The following is a 16,789-nucleotide window of genomic DNA, read 5'->3' on the forward strand; positions in this document are numbered from 1 at the left end:
GGTGAAGGTTTTCTTAACGCCTCACGAAAATCTGTCATCGGTGAACCCGTCTGGGATCAGATCGCGGTGAATGCTCCGTTGGAGCCCGCGTTTGTGAAAGCGCGCAAAAACGGCACCCCTCTTTTTGTCAATGATGTCGATGTAGGTTCCGGCAACCGTAGCCCGCTGCAATGTGCTCTTCAGATTGCTCCGCTTGTTGGCCAACCGGGGTCGATGATCATGACCATCTCGCCGCGAGAGCTTTCGGGGCGGATGACTCTGAATCACTCGGTCAAGTCCGCCGCGCAGTCTGCAATCGGAATGGCCGAAATGTTGGCTCATGAAATCAAAAACCCCCTGGCGGGTATTACCGGTGCCGCTCAACTGCTTGGGATGAATGTGGACCCTCAGGACCTTGAATTGACGGATCTGATCGTCGCGGAAAGTCGGCGGATCGTGAAACTGCTGGAGCAGGTTGAGCAGTTCGGCAACCTCTCGCCCCCGGGTCTCAAACCCGTCAATATTCACGATGTATTGGATCGGGCACGCCGGTCGGCATTGCTGGGTTTCGGGGCGAACATGGCGATTGTCGAGAACTACGACCCGTCTTTGCCAATGGCTTATGGCGATCCGGACCAGTTGCTGCAGGTCGTTTTGAACCTGCTGAAAAACGCCGCCGAAGCGGCGGGAAGCGAAGGCGGCACAATACGACTGCGTACCTATTTTGAACATTCCTTCCGCTTGCGACGAAGCGACGGGTCCGGGCATTCACTTCCATTGCAGATCGAGATAGTCGATGATGGGCCGGGGTTGCCGGAAGACATCAAGGCCGACATCTTTGATCCGTTCGTGTCCGGGCGCGAGAATGGAACGGGCCTTGGGCTGGCTTTGGTCAGCAAAATTATTTCCGACCATGATGGATGGATATCGGTGGATTCGGTTCCAGGGCGAACCGTATTCCGCTTGTCACTTCGCCGCGCTCCGCGCGATGCGAACCCAGAGGAGAACATTTGATGGATGGCACAGTTCTGGTCGCCGACGACGACCGTACGATCCGAACGGTTCTTACGCAGGCCCTGACGCGGGCGGGGTGCAAAGTTCACGCAACCAGTTCGCTGACCACGTTGATGCGATGGGTCGGCGAGGGCAAGGGAGATGTCATCATTTCCGACGTGGTCATGCCGGACGGCAACGGGTTGGAGATGCTGCCGAAGATCGCCCAGGACCGGCCTGGCCTGCCGGTAATCGTGATTTCCGCGCAAAACACGATCATGACGGCCATTCAGGCGGCCGAGGCAGAAGCCTATGACTATTTGCCGAAACCGTTCGATTTGCCAGATCTGATGAAGCGGACGGCTCGCGCCTTGGAGCAAAAGCGACGTTCGCCTCCAGAACTGCGAGATGCTCGCAGTGAACGCCCCGAAGAACTGCCCTTGGTGGGACGTACACCGGTCATGCAAGCCTTGTACCGGTTGGTGGCGCGGGTAATGAACACGGATTTGCCGGTGATGATTTCGGGCGAAAGCGGCACCGGTAAATCGCTAATCGCCAGGGCCCTTCATGACTTTTCGGACCGTCGAACCTTGCCGTTTATCACTGTTACCGGCGCAGATCTGCGGGAACTGGACGGCCCGGCGCGTGTTCTGGCCCGGGTTCGCGGCGGTACATTGTTGATCGATGAGGTGGCGGATATCGAGGAAGATATTCAGGCGCGGATAGTTCGGATGATCGATTCTCCAGGCGATCACATTCCTAGGTTCATTGCCACCAGCCAAAGCGATCTGGCGGAAGCGATGGAAGGTGGACGCATGCGCCAGGATCTTTATTACCGCTTATGCGGGGCGACACTCCATGTGCCGGCTTTGCGCGAAAGGGTTGACGACATTCCCCTATTGGTTGAACATTTTTTGGCTCGCGAGGCAAATGACACCTCTTCGAAACGGTGGCTTGGAAAAGAGGCACTCGATCTCGTGCGACGGTATTCGTGGCCCGGAAATGTGAGGCAACTGGAAAACGCGGTTCGGAGGCTGGGCCTGACAAGCCGAGGGAACGAGATCGCTCGTTCGGAAGTCGAAGCGGTACTGGGCAGTCAGCCAGAGATTGAGCCAGTACTGGGTGGCGGCGATAAGGAGAAATTGTCAGCTTCGGTAGCACGCCACCTGCGCCGATATTTCGATCTGCATGGAAATATGCTGCCTGCGCCTGGGTTGTACCAAAGGATTCTGCGAGAGATCGAGGCGCCGTTGATTGAAATTGCGTTGGATGCGACTGGAGGCAATCAAGCAAAATGTGCAGACCTTCTGGGGATTAACCGGAATACACTTCGAAAAAAGATTACAGAACTCGATATAGAGGTGACACGACGCCGCAAACTGATGTAATATCGCCACACAAACCGTGGCAGCTGGGTGTCCACCCGGCAAAGACCACGAAATATTGCGGTAAGCCGCTTTTGCGGCACATCAGAATGAGGGCAGCAGGTGGTATCCCGGTCACAGTACGGGTCAATCCCATCGATCAATCGGTGGCGCAAGTCCAGAAGATTGCGCAATTTCGGGACGTTGGGGCTTGTTCTTTTAGGGCCTGTTCTGGCCTTTGCAACGTATCTTGTCATCGGTCCATTTGATCTTGGCGCTTCCGCATCGGCCTTGCGGCTCGTTTTGCTGGCAGATTTGGTCTACGTCCTGTTCCTTGCCGCATTGGTGCTGGGGCAGCTGGGGCGTTTGGTTGTGGCACGCCGCGCCAAGTCGGCCGGGTCGCGCCTGCATTTGCGCTTGATTGGCGCATTCACGTTGTTGGCGTTGGTCCCGACGGTTACAGTTGCGATCTTTGCGGGGCTGACCATCAATATTGGTTTGGAAGGCTGGTTTTCGGATCGAGTGCGCCAGGTGGTTGGGTCATCTCTGTCCGCTGCCGAAGCCTATGAACTGGAGCACCGCGAAGGCTTGCGCCAAGACGCGATTGTTCTTGCACGTTTTCTCGATCGGGCGCGTCAATTGAACTATTTTGTTACTGACGCCGAGCTGCGCGAAGTGCTGGCGCAGGGCCAAAGCCAGATACAACGCGGATTACGCGAAGCCTATATCATCGACGGAACAGGTGAAATCCGAGCACGGGGAGATCGTTCTTACCTATTCAATTTTGAAAAACCAACAAACAATGAGATTGTACAATCGGACGATGAAGGCTTTCTGATCATCCAAGACTGGGGCAACAACGAATTCCGTGCGCTTGTTCCCCTGGAAGTGTATCTGGATCGCTATCTGTATGTGAGCCGGGAAGTCGACGGCGAAATACTAAATCTTCTGGATGATACAAAGGAAACAGTGCGGTTTTACCAGCAACTGGAAAGTGAGCGCGGCAAGGTTCTTTTTGAATTCGGGCTTTTGTATCTGGGATTTGCGGTCATCCTTATTCTGGCTGCGGTGTCCTTAGGCATGTGGTTCGCTGAACGATTGTCGCGCCCGGTCGGCTGGCTGACAACGGCGGCACAGCGTGTTGGGGCAGGGGATTTGAGCGTGCAAGTGGCCGAAGGTGATGGAGATGATGAAATATCGATGTTGGGTCGCTACTTCAATCAGATGACGCGACAACTTAAAGGCCAACGCGACGCCTTGCTTGAGAACACGCAACAAATCGAACGCCGGCGTAGGCTCTTCGATTCGGTTTTGAGCTCGGTTACTTCTGGCGTTGTAGGGCTGGATTCGGGCGGAAAGATCACCTTTGTGAACCGATCGGCAGAACGCTTGCTCGATTGGACGGGTGATGAACAGAGTCTGGCTTTGGGGGTTGCGGTACCAGAGTTCCTGCCACTTTTCGAAACACTGGAAATCGGGACGCAGGAGACTGTTCAGGGAGAAGTCAAAGTGACCCGGAAGGGTCGGCTGGAAAATCTGTTAGTTCGAATGTCGACTCGGCGTAACGAGGATGGCAGACTTGAGGGCTATGTGGTCGCCTTTGACGATGTCACTGATCTGGTCAGTGCACAACGTATGGCTGCTTGGGGCGATGTGGCCCGACGGATTGCACACGAAATCAAGAATCCGCTGACGCCAATTCAGTTAAGTGCTGAAAGAATAAAACGAAAATTCTCGCATAAGCTTGATGGGGAAGACTGTGATGTTCTCACGGCGATGACGGATGTAATCGTGCGTCAGACCAATGATCTACGGCGTATTGTCGATGAGTTCTCCAAATTTGCGCGAATGCCAGATCCGGACCGGCACGAAGAAGATTTGGTCGAGTTGGTTCGGGAAGCCGTGCTGTTACAGCAGGCAGGGCAACCGGATGTCAGAATCGAGGCGGATCTTCCTGAAGAACCCATCATTGTGGATGTGGATGCGACGATGCTCAATCAAGCACTGACAAACCTTATCAAAAACGCCGGAGAAGCGATAGAAACTTTTAGGAAAAATGGCGTCCTTGAACATCATGCTCCGGAAATCCGCGTGGCGATGAGGGAGCTTACCGATGGTGTCCAAATCACGATAGCCGATAACGGCATTGGGTTACCTGAGGATCGGGCGAGACTGTTTGAGCCTTATGTGACTACGCGAGACGAAGGTACCGGGCTCGGTTTGCCCATCGTCAAGAAGATCATTGAAGAACACGGCGGCAATCTCACCCTGGAGGATGCGCCGGTTTTCGACGGACAGGACCATTTCGGTGCAATGGCCGTGATCCGCTTACCAAGGGTCCGGAGCGACCCGAGATCCGAACCACAAAAGCAGGCAATTAAACCCAATTTGAAAGCAGGCCAATCATGAGTGATATTCTGATCGTAGATGACGAGCGCGATATTCGCGAACTGGTGTCCGATATCCTGGAGGACGAAGGGTATTCCACCCGCCTGGCTGGCAATTCGGATGAATGTATGACGGCAATCAATTCCGAGCCGCCGGGGCTGCTGATCCTGGATATCTGGCTCAAGGACAGCCGGATGGACGGGATTGATATCCTCAAAGCGGTGAAGCGCGACAATCCCGATGTACCGGTTGTGATCATATCCGGGCACGGCAATATAGAAATTGCGGTGGCTGCAATCAAACAAGGTGCCTATGATTTCATAGAAAAACCCTTCAACATTGATCAGTTGATGGTTGTCATCCGGCGCGCGATGGAGACATCGCGTCTGCGGCGCGAGAATGCCGCGCTGAAACGGCGCGAAGTCAGTTGTTCCGATATGATCGGTAAGTCCGCTGCCTTCCGTACGATGCAGAACCAGTTGGACAAGGTCACGAAATCCAATGGGCGAGTAATGTTGCGAGGACCGGCGGGTTCAGGCAAGGAAATCGCCGCACGCTATATCCACGCCCATTCAAATCGCGCAAACGCTCCATTCGTGACCGTTAATTGTGCGGGGATGGAGCCCGAGCGCATGGAAGAAGTGCTGTTTGGGCGTGAATCTTCTGAACGCGGCATAGAATCCGGGTTACTGGAGGAAGCGCATGGAGGTGTGATTTATTTCGACGAAGTGGCCGACATGCCGCTTGGTACGCAGTCAAAGATCCTGCGCGTTCTGGTCGATCAGCAATTTCAAAGAGTGGGCGGAACAGACAAGGTTCGCGTTGATCTTCGCGTGATCTCTTCGACAACCCGGGACCTTGAAAACGAAATTCGCGAGGAGCGCTTCCGTGAGGAACTGTATCACCGGCTGAACGTGGTTCCGGTGGCCGTGCCTTCATTGGAAGAGCGGCGAGAAGACATTCCGATGCTGGCGCAGCATTTCATCGACATGTGTCACGAAACACAGGGATTGCCACTACGTGAGCTTAGCGACGAGGCCGTTGCCCTGATGCAAACGATGATCTGGCCGGGTAATGTGCGGCAACTCAAGAACCTGGTGGAGCGAGTTTTGATCTTAGGGGAGAGCGCCGGCGTGATCGAAGCGCGGGAACTTCCTAACGAGGATCAAAGTGCCGAAGACGAAGGGCGTGTCGTTTTGTCCGGGGCGTTGGCGACACTGCCTTTGCGTGAAGCACGCGAGGCGTTCGAGCGGGAATACCTTTTGACGCAGATCAACCGCTTTGGTGGAAACATCAGTCGGACCGCAAGCTTTGTCGGGATGGAGCGTAGCGCGTTGCATCGTAAGTTGAAGTCGCTTGGAGTTGTCACATCCAACAAATCCGGTGCCCGAGTTGCGCATGTGGACGAAACGGAACCGGCAGAATAGGAGACATGAAAGAGTCACCCCGCTTGTTGCGGGGTGATGATCTGAAATGTGCCATCGTCGAATTTGACAAAACACGCCCCTTCGCCCAGTGGCGGCAAGGTCGTTGTCCGAGACGCCGGAACAAGAGATTTCACGTTTTGCCTGCAAGGCGGAAGGCTGACCGGCCGGTAGCCCTTTTGCGCCATGCACTGTGCCTCGACGCGATTGCGAAGGCCCTTATTGACGTCGACGGTATAGAGGTGCCCCGGCTGCCACCAACCGCCGGTTGTGTAGCATTGGCCAGAGCTGTTGCAGACGGTTCGGCCAGGGTAATAGATTGGTGGGCTTTGGCGAACCTGGTTTGCGACCGGAGCGTCTCGGAGCGCCTTGATCTGACAATCAGTGGTCTCGGTCTGCATCTTCGAAACTGATGCGCCTTCGCGATAGTACAGAGACAGCGGACCGCAGGCCGTAAGAGCGAGGATGAGCAAGCTGGTGGGGATCACTGTTTTCATTAGCTTACATTGCCTCAACCATGGGTTTAAGACAATTGAATTGACCGCCAGAATTGCATCTGTCATTCAAAACGCTCAGGCAGAAGGGCCAGAGAAATGAAGGTCATCATTTGCGGCGCAGGTCAGGTCGGATGGCAGATCGCGCGTCACCTTTCCGGAGAGTTGAACGATGTCACGGTCGTTGACAACAATCCCGACCTTGTGCGCCGGGCCACGGAAACGCTGGATGTACAGGGAATCGCGGGCTTTGCCAGCTATCCGGATGTGTTAGAGCGAGCAGGTGCGCGAGACGCAGATATGATCATTGCGGCAACTCATTCAGATGAGGTGAACATGGTCACCTGTCAGATGGCCCATTCGGTTTTTTCAATCCAACGAAAGATAGCGCGTTTACGGGCGAAGTCCTATCTCGAGGCAATCCACTCGGATTTGTACCGGCGCGACCACCTGCCTATCGATGTGGTTATCAGCCCCGAGCGCGAAGTGGCCGCCGCTGCCATGCGCCGTTTATCTGCACCTGCAGCGTTTGACACCGAGATTTTCATGGGCGGTCGGGCGCAGCTTTTGGGCATCCGAGTTGAAGAGGCTTGCCCGATCATCAACACGCCATTGCGGCAGCTGACAGACCTGTTTTCAACCCTCAAGTCTATTGTTGTCGGCGTCCGACGAGCCGGTTCGCTGTTCGCACCCGAACCTGATGATCAACTTTTCGTCGGCGATGAATGCTACGTTTTTACCGCAGTGGAAGACGTGGATCGAACCATGGAAGTTTTTGGCAAGACCCAGAAACGTCAGGATCGGATTGTGATTGTCGGCGGCGGAAATGTCGGTCTGGAAGTGGCCAAGACACTGGAGGAGCGTGAGGGAAGGGTACGGGTCAAGATCATTGAGCGCGACCGACGTTGTGCGGAAAGGGCAGCCGAAGCGCTGGAACGTACCATTGTTCTGAATGGAGACGGCCTTGATTCCGCGCTTCTCAAAGAAGCGGGAATCGAACGCGCTGATGCAATGTTGGCGGTGACCGATGATGACCGGACCAACATGCTCGCGGCCGTTAGGGCAAAGGCTGACGGATGTCCGCTGGCCATCGCGCTGGTCAACGACCCGAGTATGGTGGCGCTGATGGGCCCCTTGGGTGTTGATGCGTATATCAACCCGCGCGCGACCACAGTCAGTTCCATCCTGCGCCACATTCGCCATGGCCGTGTACGCCAGGTTTATTCGATCGGCGATGCCGAGGCTGAAGTGATCGAGGCAGAGGTTTTGTCGACCTCTCCCATGGCAGGTCAAAAATTGCGCGATATCGACTTTCCCGAAGGCGTACTTGTCGGAGCTGTGCGCAAGGGTGACGAGGTTCTTCGACCAACCGGAAGCCTTCGGATCGAAGAAAAAGACGTTTTGGCGATTTTCGCCATGGCCGACGATGTCGCCGAGGTCGAACGGCTCATGCAGGTTTCAATCGATTTTTTCTGATGGCGGTCCGGGCAAAGCAAAAAATCGGGTACTTGCGGCGCATGCCGCTGTTCCTGGTTATTTGGGGAATTGCATCGATTTCCATGTGGATTCCGGCCAGCTATTCGCTGGCGCTAAATGATCATCCAACATCTCGGTCTTTTTTTTATTCGGGTCTGGTTGGACTGGTGATTGTGGCGATGGTTGCGCTGGCAATGCTCAACCGGTTTCCGAAACGGGGTACTTTGGGCCAACTGGCCGCGCTGCTTGCGACGTTTGCGTTCATGCCGATTTTTTTGGCAATTCCCCTCCACGACGCATTGGGCACAACGACTTTTCTCAATGCCTATCTGGACATGGTCAGCGCGTTGACGACGACCGGTGCAAATGTTTTTCCTGATCCTCAACGGCTGTCTGCGCCGTTGCATCTGTGGCGCGCTCAGGTGGGCTGGATGGGGGGGCTGCTAATGTGGATTGCCGCCTCTGCTATCTTGGCGCCTTTGTCCTTGGGCGGATTTGAAGTAACGGCCAAGGGGGAGCCAGGGCGTGCTGTTTTCGGCGTGGTGCAAAGTGAAAGAGCCGATCCTCGCGGGCGGTTGTTTAAGATTTCAAGAACGCTCGTTCCAGTTTATACCGGTCTTACTGGTGTCATATGGGTTCTGCTTCTGATTGCAGGCGAAAAAGGCTTGACTGCAATCTGCCATGCGATGTCAATCATGGCCACTTCCGGGATATCACCAGTTGGCGGTCTCGAAGGGTCGACGTCGGGATTGACCGGCGAAGCGATCCTGTTTCTGTTTTTGTTCTTTGCCCTGTCACGTCTGACTTTTTCGTCTGATACTGCGGCTTCGGGTTACTCGCGTCTGGACAAAGACCCCGAATTTCGCGTGGGTCTGCTTTTTGTGGTATCCGTTCCACTCATCTTGTTTTTCAGGCACTGGCTGGGTGCTTATGACGTCAACGCTGAGATGAATGCGGAGTTAGGATTACGGTCTTTGTGGGGCAGTATGTTCACTGTGCTCTCTTTTCTGACGACGACAGGGTTTGTCAGTTCCGATTGGGCTGAGGCACAGCAATGGTCAGGGCTGGGAACGCCGGGAATGATTCTGATGGGGCTCGCCATGGTCGGTGGTGGTGTGGCCACTACTGCTGGGGGCGTGAAGCTTTTGCGTGTTTTTGCACTTTACCTTAACGGGCTGCGTGAGATGGAGCGGTTGATCTACCCATCCTCGATCAGCGGAACGGCAGGTGGACATCGGCGAATTCAACGCGATGGGGCCTTCATTGCTTGGATCTTTTTCATGTTGTTTGCGATTTCGTTGACCGTTTTCACCATTGTGTTCTCTGTTTTGGGGTCGAGTTTCGAGCAATCTATGGTGCTAACGATCGCTTCACTGACGACGGCCGGACCGCTGATTGAAACCGCCACCGAAATACCGATCCGGCTCGTCGAGCTCGGTGTGGGAGCAAAATTCACGCTTTGTGCCGCAATGATAATCGGTCGTCTTGAAACACTGGCAATAATTGCACTTTTGACCCCATCCCTGTGGCGCGCCTAAAGAAATTGCTTGACGTCACGTCATGCTTTTCCTTTTTTCGTCTGGAATATCCTGTCGCGGCACTTCATACTGCGCCAGAGGGAGCGCGTTGGTCCGCAGCGCGTAGCAAGAACAATGGCGAGATTATAAAAATATGGCTTCGGACAGACAGAATCTTCAGGATGCGTTCCTGAATAACGTACGGAAAGCTAAAGTTCCGGTTACGATTTTCCTGATCAACGGTGTTAAATTGCAGGGTGTGATTACCTGGTTCGATAATTTTTGCGTATTGTTGCGCCGCGACGGACAGTCGCAGTTGGTCTACAAGCACGCGATATCGACCATCATGCCGTCGCAGCCAATTAACCTTTATGAGGGCGAAGACGCCTCTTGATGGAACATGACAGGACGCTCACCCGGGCGTGGGTGCTGCATCCGGATATCAAGTCAGATGATGAACGTCGTCTTCCGGGACCGGCGCTGCAAGAAGCTGTAGCACTTGCTGCAGCTTTGCCTGATCTGGACGTAATCGGGTACGATATTGTGCGCTTGCAGCGAGCGCAGCCCGGTTATCTGTTTGGCAGTGGCAAGATCGAAGAGCTGGGTGACCGGTTTCACGAAAACAAGATCGAGCTTGTCCTGATTGATGGCCCGGTGACACCGGTACAGCAGCGCAATCTCGAGAATGCTTGGAAGGTCAAGATCCTGGACCGAACGGGCTTGATCCTTGAAATATTCAGTGCCCGCGCCCGCACCCGAGAAGGTGTGCTGCAGGTCGAAATGGCCGCGCTTAGCTATCAACGCACAAGACTAGTCCGGGCCTGGACCCACCTTGAACGGCAGCGTGGGGGGCTTGGGTTTGTCGGCGGTCCTGGTGAAACTCAGATCGAGGCCGACCGACGCGCCATTGACGAACAACTGGTTCGCCTGCGCCGGCAATTGGAGAAGGTGGTGAAAACCCGCACTCTGCACCGCGCAGCGCGAGCCAAGGTTCCATATCCAATTGTCGCGCTGGTGGGCTATACCAACGCAGGAAAGTCGACCCTCTTCAATCGTTTGACCGGCGCGGAAGTAATGGCCAAGGACATGCTGTTCGCCACGCTGGATCCAACGATGCGCCGCGTGCAGCTGCCTGACGGTCCCGAAGTAATTTTATCGGACACGGTCGGGTTCATTTCATATTTGCCGACTGAACTGGTCGCGGCATTTCGTGCCACCTTGGAAGAAGTTCTGGGCGCGGACCTGATCATTCATGTGCGCGACATCAGCCACAGCGAAACTGAAACGCAGGCACAGGATGTCGAGGCGATTCTGGCATCATTGGGCGTGACCGAGGATCGACTACGGTTGGAGGTCTGGAACAAGGTCGACTTGCTTGAAGACGAAGCACGAACCTCCGTTTTGGCACGAGCTGCGCGAGACAAGAAAATCTTTGCGATCTCCGCAGTTAGCGGCGAGGGGGTGGAACCACTTCTGGCAGCAATAGCGCAAGAACTTCAAGTGGTGCGCAACGAGGCTGTGTTACATCTTGGTTTTTCCGAAGGCCGCAAGCGGGCATGGTTGTTCGCACAAGACGTTGTGCAGTCCGAAACTCAATCGGACAAGGGTTTCGAGCTCTCTGTTTTGTGGACACCTATTCAAGAAGCCAGATTTGATGCGTTATGAAGTTCAGCCGCCAACGATCTGTTTTTGATAGTCTTCAGCGTTGAACCAGCCTTTGGCGTTTAGGATTTTCAGGTCAGAATCGAAATCCCACTCTTCCCATCCACGGCAAATGACAAGATTTCCGGTCTCGGCATGGTGACCTTCCATCGTCCAGACAAACAGTGCGTGATTGCCCGCTTTGCGCATCATATCGCATCGGATCTCCAGGTCCGGAAAGGCAGCAAAAATGCTGTGCGCGAGTTCTTTTATCGCTGAATGGCCCTGAATGACGTCACCGCCATTCACGCAGGTTTTTCCATCCGGAGCAAAAAATGAGACCACGGTATCGGCATCCGCTGAACTCCAGGCGATTGCATAGTCGCGTGCAAGGTTTTGAAGAACGTCTTGAACACTGGCCATTGCCCCCTCCGAGTGGCGCGTCGGTTTGCCAAGAGTATGCCAACGAGGGTAGCTTCGTAAATGTCCTCCCGAGAATCGCGCGATTGATTGCCAAGGCCTCGTCTTTTGAACTCAGCGGGGGATCAGATTTGTTGTGCCGACCGCCGCAGCCCTGGCGAGATCGGCATCCAGAGACATTGGCACGTATTCGCCACGCCGCCAAAGCTGTGCGAGGTCGTCATAGTGGCGCGACAGGAAATGTCCCGACTGACCGGTGGAGGTAATAAAAACAGAACTATCCGGATCGGCGAAGTCATAAACGCCCCGATACCCTGCGCCGTGAACGTTGAGGAACGGATTGGGCCCTTCACCCGATGTGCGGCCGCGCTGGAGGGTGTTGTCCCCGCCGCTGGTGGACTGGCGGATATTGACGAAATAGCGAAGGACCGGAACCGATCCCAAAACCTGATGATCGTGAGTCGCCTGATGTGCATCCCCCCAACGCAGCGCCTCTAGTGATCCGCCATACTTTTCGGCTACCCAGATCAGCGCGTCGTCAAGGGCAAGGCGGGCCATATCCGTGCAAATTTCCAAGGGAGCACTTTGGCGCACGTCACACCAGACTGATGCTCCGTCGATGTCGCGAAAGACCCGTTCGATGAAAAGTGGCTCCACATGTTTGAATTCGCTGACCAGTGGCCCAAGTTCGTCAGCTATCAGCCGCTTTTGCAACGCCCGAACCCATGCCGCATAGATGAGCGGTTCGGGAAGGTGCTCGTTCATCTCGCCATTCCATTCGGCCAGCAAGGCAAGGGCAATCTGTCGTCGCCGCTCGGGTGTGCCCTCGGGTGCGGATTCGCCTGTAAACCAAAGATCTGCACCGATGAGCGGCAATAACGTTCGTGCTGTGATACTGACAGGATCCAACTGCGCTTCTATGAAACTGTCGCGGGTGTGCACCTCGCGGTTCTGCATTAGTTTTTCCCATCGCTGCACGCGTTGGGTGTCGCCCCAGACAAAAGAAACGTGATTTGGAAATGGTCTGTCGATGATCTTGTTGTTGGTATTGCCCATTAAGCCACCGGAAGGTGAGACGAATTCGGGGTTTTCGGAATAGGGCGCGCGCCCCTGCCAGCGATTTTCTGTGCGCCATCCCTGACTGGGCAATCGGCCCTGACTTTGGTGCGCCGGGTCGCGATCGGGTATCGCGCCGACCAGCTTCATGGCTATGGTGTTCTTGTCTGCAAGGGACAAGTTCTGTGCCGGGGCAATGAACGCTTCGGTGGACCGTATTGCTTCGCGCACGTTGTTCGAGTTCATCAAGGCCAATGAGGCGCTCATCGATGTGTCACTTGGGCTCAACACAGTCCAGGCAAGTGACACAACGTGGCCAGGTGGGGTTATGGTTTCGAGGCTATAGTGACTTCCAGGCAGGACAGGTCCGTTTTCGGTCCAGCGCAGGGTCAGAGTGATCGGTGGGGCGTCCTTGATCTCGATAATGGAAGGGCGCGATTCGAATGACCTATAGCCATCCGGCGTCAGGTACTCTTCGGGATTGTCTGGATTGAGTTTTTCGACATAGAGATCCTGATCATCCATATAGGCTGATGTCAGCCCCCAGCCCAAACGATCGCTCCGGCCAACCATGATGGCCGGAACTCCGGGAATCGAGGCCCCTATAATTCCACCATTCTCCAATTCGAGCCGGGTAAGGTACCAGATTGTAGGCGCCGAAAACCCAAGATGCGGATCGTTGGCCAACAGAGTTCCTCCACTGGCGGATCGGTTCGGTGCTGCCGACCATGCATTCGACGCGCCAGCCAGACCCCGTTTCGGAAATGGTGACAAGGGGTCGGCGAGCATTGCCGTGCCTTTGGCGTAACGCGGGACATCCGGAAAGAGGGCGGCGTATTCTGGCAATGCGGCTGTGCCCGGCCCAGGGACATCCGGCAAGATATCAGCCAGTCGTGCCGGGTCGTCCAGCATCAGAGAGACGCGGGCGCGCAAAACCTCCTCTTCCAAATGGCCGGACAGTTGCAGACCCATCAGTTTGATGATTGCAAGGCTATCGCCGGGGCGCCACGGAGCGACAGGAGCGTTGAACAGAAACATTTCGGGTGCGCCGCGCCCCAGGGCATCCTCGTTGATCTCGGTGAGTCGCGCATTGACGCCAGCAGCATAGGCTTGAAGGGCTTTTTTGGTGTAGTCGTCTTGAACATCGACGGATTTCTGGGCAAGCCGATAAAGATCAAACCGCCTGAGCAATTTATCGATCGGAACGGTCCTTTGACCGAATATCTCTGACAGGCGCCCTTGGGCAGTTCGCCGCATCACCGTCATTTGCCACAGTCGGTCCTGTGCGTGCGCATATCCCAAACCAAAGAAAACATCGGGATCGCTCTCGCCAAAGATGTGCGGAACGTTCGAATGATCGCGTACAATTTCGACCGGAGCGGTCAGGCCTTCGACTTTGACCGACTTATTGTACTCCGGCAGCGACTGGCTGGCGAGGAAATAGACCAATACCACACCGGCGACGACCAGAGCGACGAGGCCAGCCGCGATCCGCATCAACCAGCGAAAAAGAAGACCCATGAACTCCCCGTGAGGTTTGAGTTTCGCATTCGCGCGGAGATTAGTGGAAGCTTGCCGGAACCGGAAGGGGAGTTGGCGACAAGTTCCGCAATGTCTGCGCGCGCCGAAGAATCATCACGTTCGGCACGCATTTAATTCGGGCAGAAATCAGGGAATGATCCGCGTATATTTGGCACCTTCCAAAGACGCACCGATCTGAAGGCCTGCCTGGCCGAAAATGGCAGCCAGAACAGGCGTGCGCAGGGTCGTGGTGTCAGCAGTCAAAGTTTGCCCCTGGTCGCTGACCACGTAGCCGATATCCGCACCGGCAGTCCATCCGCTTGAGCGGCGGAAATCGTTCAGTGCGTCCTGTGTCATGAAGAACAGGACATGCGCATATTGTTGCGCGCCGATCTGGAAACCGGCCGTTCCCTTGACCGCTGAATAGTAGTCGACAGTTGCCCCGTTGATGCGCAACGCTCCGCGCCCATAACCACCGCCAAAGATGAAGCCAGCTTCGGTAATAAGTGGCATTACCAGCATCCCATTGGCTTTTTGCGCAATTTCGACAGTGTTGGGATAGCGCGAATACATTTCGTTTAGCGTCGCGTCGACCCGAGCATCGATCGTCGCCGCGTTGGAGTTGCCGACGCCATTCCCGCAAGCTGCGGTAAGGGTCAGCCCGGCCATGCCAAAGGCAAAGCCGCGACGGGTCAGTCGGAAGGTGTTGGAACTGCTCATATCTCGTTTCTCTGTATTGGTGCCTGATCAAGCCGAGTTTTCCCGGTCTTGCGGGCGAGGATACGCCGATTGCTCGGGTCTGTCACGGGAAAGCTGCCCACCGGATCCGCACAATAGGCGAAAAATTGCGGGAAATTGAGCTGTTAGCCATTCAAAAGCCGCGCAACTGCTGGGGCAAAGTACGTCAGGATGCCGTCGCAGCCCGCGCGTTTGAACGCCAGCAAGCTTTCAAGCATAACTTTCTCGCCATCAATCCAACCTTGTTGCGCCGCGGCCTGAACCATCGCGTATTCGCCGGACACTTGATAGGCATAGGTCGGAGCGCCGAACGTTTCCTTCACCCGCCGGCAGATATCCAGGTATGGCATTCCGGGTTTGATCATCACCATGTCGGCGCCTTCGGTCAGATCGCGCTCGATCAGACGCAACGCTTCGTTCGAGTTTGCCGGGTCCATCTGATAAGTTTTCTTGTCTCCCGTGAGCGCACCCGACGCTCCTACCGCATCGCGGAACGGTCCATAGAATGCACTGGCGTATTTGGCGGCGTAACTCAGGATCATCACGTTCTTGTGCCCTGCGTTTTCGAGGGCTTGCCGAATGGCACCGATACGCCCATCCATCATGTCCGAAGGACCGATGATGTCAGCGCCTGCCTCTGCTTGAGCGAGAGACATCTTGACTAGGGCGTCGACGGTGGCGTCGTTAATGATTTCGCCGTCCACAACATAGCCGTCATGCCCATTGATGTTGTAGGGGTCCAAAGCGACGTCAGTCATCACGGCAATGTCAGGTGCCGCTGCCTTGATCGCCCTGATCGCACGGTTGGACAGGTTGTCGGGGTTCCATGCTTCGGCGCAGTCTTCGGTTTTCAGGTTTGGATCGGTGTATGGAAATATGCAGATTGCGGGTATACCTAACGCCTGCGCCTCGACTGCGGCATCGCTGATCAGATCAACGGAGCGGCGAAAGACGCCGGGCATGGATGGCACGGGTTCTTCGATGCCATCACCGTCACGAACAAAGACCGGCCAGATAAGATCATTGATCGACAGAGTGTTCTCGCGAACAAGGCCTCGGATAGCTTCGGATTGACGCGCGCGGCGGAAACGAGTGTTGGGAAATGGGGCAATAGTGGGTTTCATGACTCGCTCTCCTTGCACATTTGCGCATTGGGTGGCATGAATTCCCACCAGCCTCAAGTGTACCAATGGCCGCGTGGCCGCAATAGAACGACCTTGCGGCGAAGAAATAAAAGGGTAACGCGGTTGGACTGGTATTCCTCGATCATCGAACTCATAGATATGCGAAGTTTTTCGAATCTATGGTTCTGGATCGCGCTTGCCGTGGTGTGGTCTTCGGCAAGTCACTGGGTATTGGGCGTGCCGTACGACTTGATCCAGCGCGCCCGGCGCACCGGGGGGCAGGCCGAGGTGGATTTTTTGGATATCGTCCGGATCAATGTGAATCGGATACTCTTTATTGCCGATGTCTCGGGCGTATGGCTGTTGGGCATCATATCATTTCTTTTGACCGTGTTGCTGACGCTTGGATTCTACTACGGAATCGAGTTTGCGCAGGCGGTTTTTCTTTTGGCGTTTCCTATGTCTCTTGTCGCCTTGCTGAACCTGTCATTGGCGCGCCGAATCCGGGCAACAGAGCCGAACCTGGAGGTGATATCGAAGATGTTTCTGCGATGCCGCCTCTACACTCAACTCATCGGAATGGTATCGATCTTTGTAACATCCCTTTGGGGGATGTATCAAAACCTGTCGATTGGTGTTCTTGGCTAGGTGGAA

Annotated in this window: 14 protein-coding genes; 9 read left to right on the forward strand and 5 right to left on the reverse strand. The window is 55.2% G+C overall.

Annotated features, from left to right (window positions below):
* The 4 genes from AC2FNB_RS11525 to ntrX form a co-directional block, all read left to right on the forward strand.
* On the forward strand, positions 1 to 993 hold a 993-nt coding region (locus AC2FNB_RS11525), incomplete at its 5' end, for a two-component system sensor histidine kinase NtrB (RefSeq protein WP_496746428.1).
* Positions 993 to 2,360 carry a response regulator gene (locus AC2FNB_RS11530; RefSeq protein WP_496746430.1) on the forward strand — a complete coding sequence of 456 codons (1,368 nt, stop codon included), beginning with the start codon at positions 993 to 995 and terminating at the stop codon, positions 2,358 to 2,360. The genes AC2FNB_RS11525 and AC2FNB_RS11530, both read left to right, overlap by 1 nt.
* 99 nt (positions 2,361 to 2,459) lie before the next feature.
* A complete protein-coding gene (locus AC2FNB_RS11535; protein WP_496746432.1) occupies positions 2,460 to 4,745 on the forward strand; it encodes a sensor histidine kinase NtrY-like in 2,286 nt (761 codons plus the stop codon).
* Positions 4,742 to 6,151, forward strand: coding sequence for a nitrogen assimilation response regulator NtrX (gene ntrX / locus AC2FNB_RS11540; protein WP_496746434.1), 1,410 nt, complete (start codon positions 4,742 to 4,744; stop codon positions 6,149 to 6,151). The genes AC2FNB_RS11535 and ntrX overlap by 4 nt, the downstream gene beginning before the upstream one ends.
* Before the next feature lie 14 nt (positions 6,152 to 6,165).
* Here ntrX and AC2FNB_RS11545 read toward each other — a convergent pair whose 3' ends face one another.
* Positions 6,166 to 6,645 (reverse strand): hypothetical protein, encoded by a 480-nt coding sequence (locus AC2FNB_RS11545; protein WP_496746436.1) that lies wholly within the window; start codon positions 6,643 to 6,645, stop codon positions 6,166 to 6,168.
* Positions 6,646 to 6,741: 96 nt separating this feature from the next.
* On the opposite strand from AC2FNB_RS11545, the gene trkA reads away from it, so the two are divergent.
* The 4 genes from trkA to hflX all read left to right on the forward strand — a co-directional run bounded on the left by trkA (position 6,742) and on the right by hflX (position 11,300).
* Positions 6,742 to 8,118, forward strand: coding sequence for a Trk system potassium transporter TrkA (trkA, locus tag AC2FNB_RS11550; protein ID WP_480750918.1), 1,377 nt, complete (start codon positions 6,742 to 6,744; stop codon positions 8,116 to 8,118).
* A 41-nt stretch (positions 8,119 to 8,159) separates the two neighbouring features.
* Positions 8,160 to 9,656: a TrkH family potassium uptake protein gene (locus AC2FNB_RS11555; RefSeq protein ID WP_496746438.1), complete on the forward strand. Its 1,497-nt coding sequence runs from the start codon at positions 8,160 to 8,162 to the stop codon at positions 9,654 to 9,656.
* A 133-nt stretch (positions 9,657 to 9,789) separates the two neighbouring features.
* Positions 9,790 to 10,029 (forward strand): RNA chaperone Hfq, encoded by a 240-nt coding sequence (gene hfq, locus AC2FNB_RS11560; protein WP_005982826.1) that lies wholly within the window; start codon positions 9,790 to 9,792, stop codon positions 10,027 to 10,029.
* The gene (gene hflX, locus AC2FNB_RS11565) at positions 10,029 to 11,300 is read left to right on the forward strand and encodes a GTPase HflX (RefSeq protein ID WP_496746440.1); all 1,272 of its coding nucleotides are present in this window, start codon (positions 10,029 to 10,031) and stop codon (positions 11,298 to 11,300) included. Before hfq ends, hflX begins: the two co-directional genes overlap by 1 nt.
* Before the next feature lie 3 nt (positions 11,301 to 11,303).
* Here the strand turns inward: hflX and AC2FNB_RS11570 are convergent, their stop codons facing one another.
* The 4 genes from AC2FNB_RS11570 to hemB all read right to left on the reverse strand — a co-directional run bounded on the left by AC2FNB_RS11570 (position 11,304) and on the right by hemB (position 16,135).
* Positions 11,304 to 11,699 (reverse strand): SgcJ/EcaC family oxidoreductase, encoded by a 396-nt coding sequence (locus AC2FNB_RS11570; protein WP_496746441.1) that lies wholly within the window; start codon positions 11,697 to 11,699, stop codon positions 11,304 to 11,306.
* 111 nt (positions 11,700 to 11,810) lie between these two features.
* The gene (locus AC2FNB_RS11575) at positions 11,811 to 14,273 is read right to left on the reverse strand and encodes a penicillin acylase family protein (RefSeq protein WP_496746443.1); all 2,463 of its coding nucleotides are present in this window, start codon (positions 14,271 to 14,273) and stop codon (positions 11,811 to 11,813) included.
* Positions 14,274 to 14,420: 147 nt separating this feature from the next.
* Positions 14,421 to 14,993: a lipid-binding SYLF domain-containing protein gene (locus AC2FNB_RS11580; RefSeq protein WP_480750923.1), complete on the reverse strand. Its 573-nt coding sequence runs from the start codon at positions 14,991 to 14,993 to the stop codon at positions 14,421 to 14,423.
* 143 nt (positions 14,994 to 15,136) lie between these two features.
* Complete coding sequence (gene hemB, locus AC2FNB_RS11585) at positions 15,137 to 16,135, reverse strand: porphobilinogen synthase (RefSeq protein WP_496746445.1); 999 nt, start codon at positions 16,133 to 16,135, stop codon at positions 15,137 to 15,139.
* Positions 16,136 to 16,258: 123 nt separating this feature from the next.
* Here hemB and AC2FNB_RS11590 point away from each other — a divergent pair, with 123 nt between their 5' ends.
* Positions 16,259 to 16,783 carry a component of SufBCD complex gene (locus tag AC2FNB_RS11590; protein ID WP_480750925.1) on the forward strand — a complete coding sequence of 175 codons (525 nt, stop codon included), beginning with the start codon at positions 16,259 to 16,261 and terminating at the stop codon, positions 16,781 to 16,783.
* Positions 16,784 to 16,789: the final 6 nt, after the last annotated feature.

This window comes from Ruegeria sp. BHSB058 (genome assembly GCF_059613285.1).

Coding starts and splice junctions, on each gene's coding strand:
- AC2FNB_RS11530 (WP_496746430.1), top strand. CDS start 993: ATGGATGGCACAGTTCTGGTCGCCGACGACGACCGTACGATCCGAACG.
- ntrX (WP_496746434.1), top strand. CDS start 4,742: ATGAGTGATATTCTGATCGTAGATGACGAGCGCGATATTCGCGAACTG.
- AC2FNB_RS11545 (WP_496746436.1), bottom strand. CDS start 6,645: ATGAAAACAGTGATCCCCACCAGCTTGCTCATCCTCGCTCTTACGGCC.
- trkA (WP_480750918.1), top strand. CDS start 6,742: ATGAAGGTCATCATTTGCGGCGCAGGTCAGGTCGGATGGCAGATCGCG.
- AC2FNB_RS11555 (WP_496746438.1), top strand. CDS start 8,160: ATGCCGCTGTTCCTGGTTATTTGGGGAATTGCATCGATTTCCATGTGG.
- hfq (WP_005982826.1), top strand. CDS start 9,790: ATGGCTTCGGACAGACAGAATCTTCAGGATGCGTTCCTGAATAACGTA.
- hflX (WP_496746440.1), top strand. CDS start 10,029: ATGGAACATGACAGGACGCTCACCCGGGCGTGGGTGCTGCATCCGGAT.
- AC2FNB_RS11570 (WP_496746441.1), bottom strand. CDS start 11,699: ATGGCCAGTGTTCAAGACGTTCTTCAAAACCTTGCACGCGACTATGCA.
- AC2FNB_RS11575 (WP_496746443.1), bottom strand. CDS start 14,273: ATGGGTCTTCTTTTTCGCTGGTTGATGCGGATCGCGGCTGGCCTCGTC.
- AC2FNB_RS11580 (WP_480750923.1), bottom strand. CDS start 14,993: ATGAGCAGTTCCAACACCTTCCGACTGACCCGTCGCGGCTTTGCCTTT.
- hemB (WP_496746445.1), bottom strand. CDS start 16,135: ATGAAACCCACTATTGCCCCATTTCCCAACACTCGTTTCCGCCGCGCG.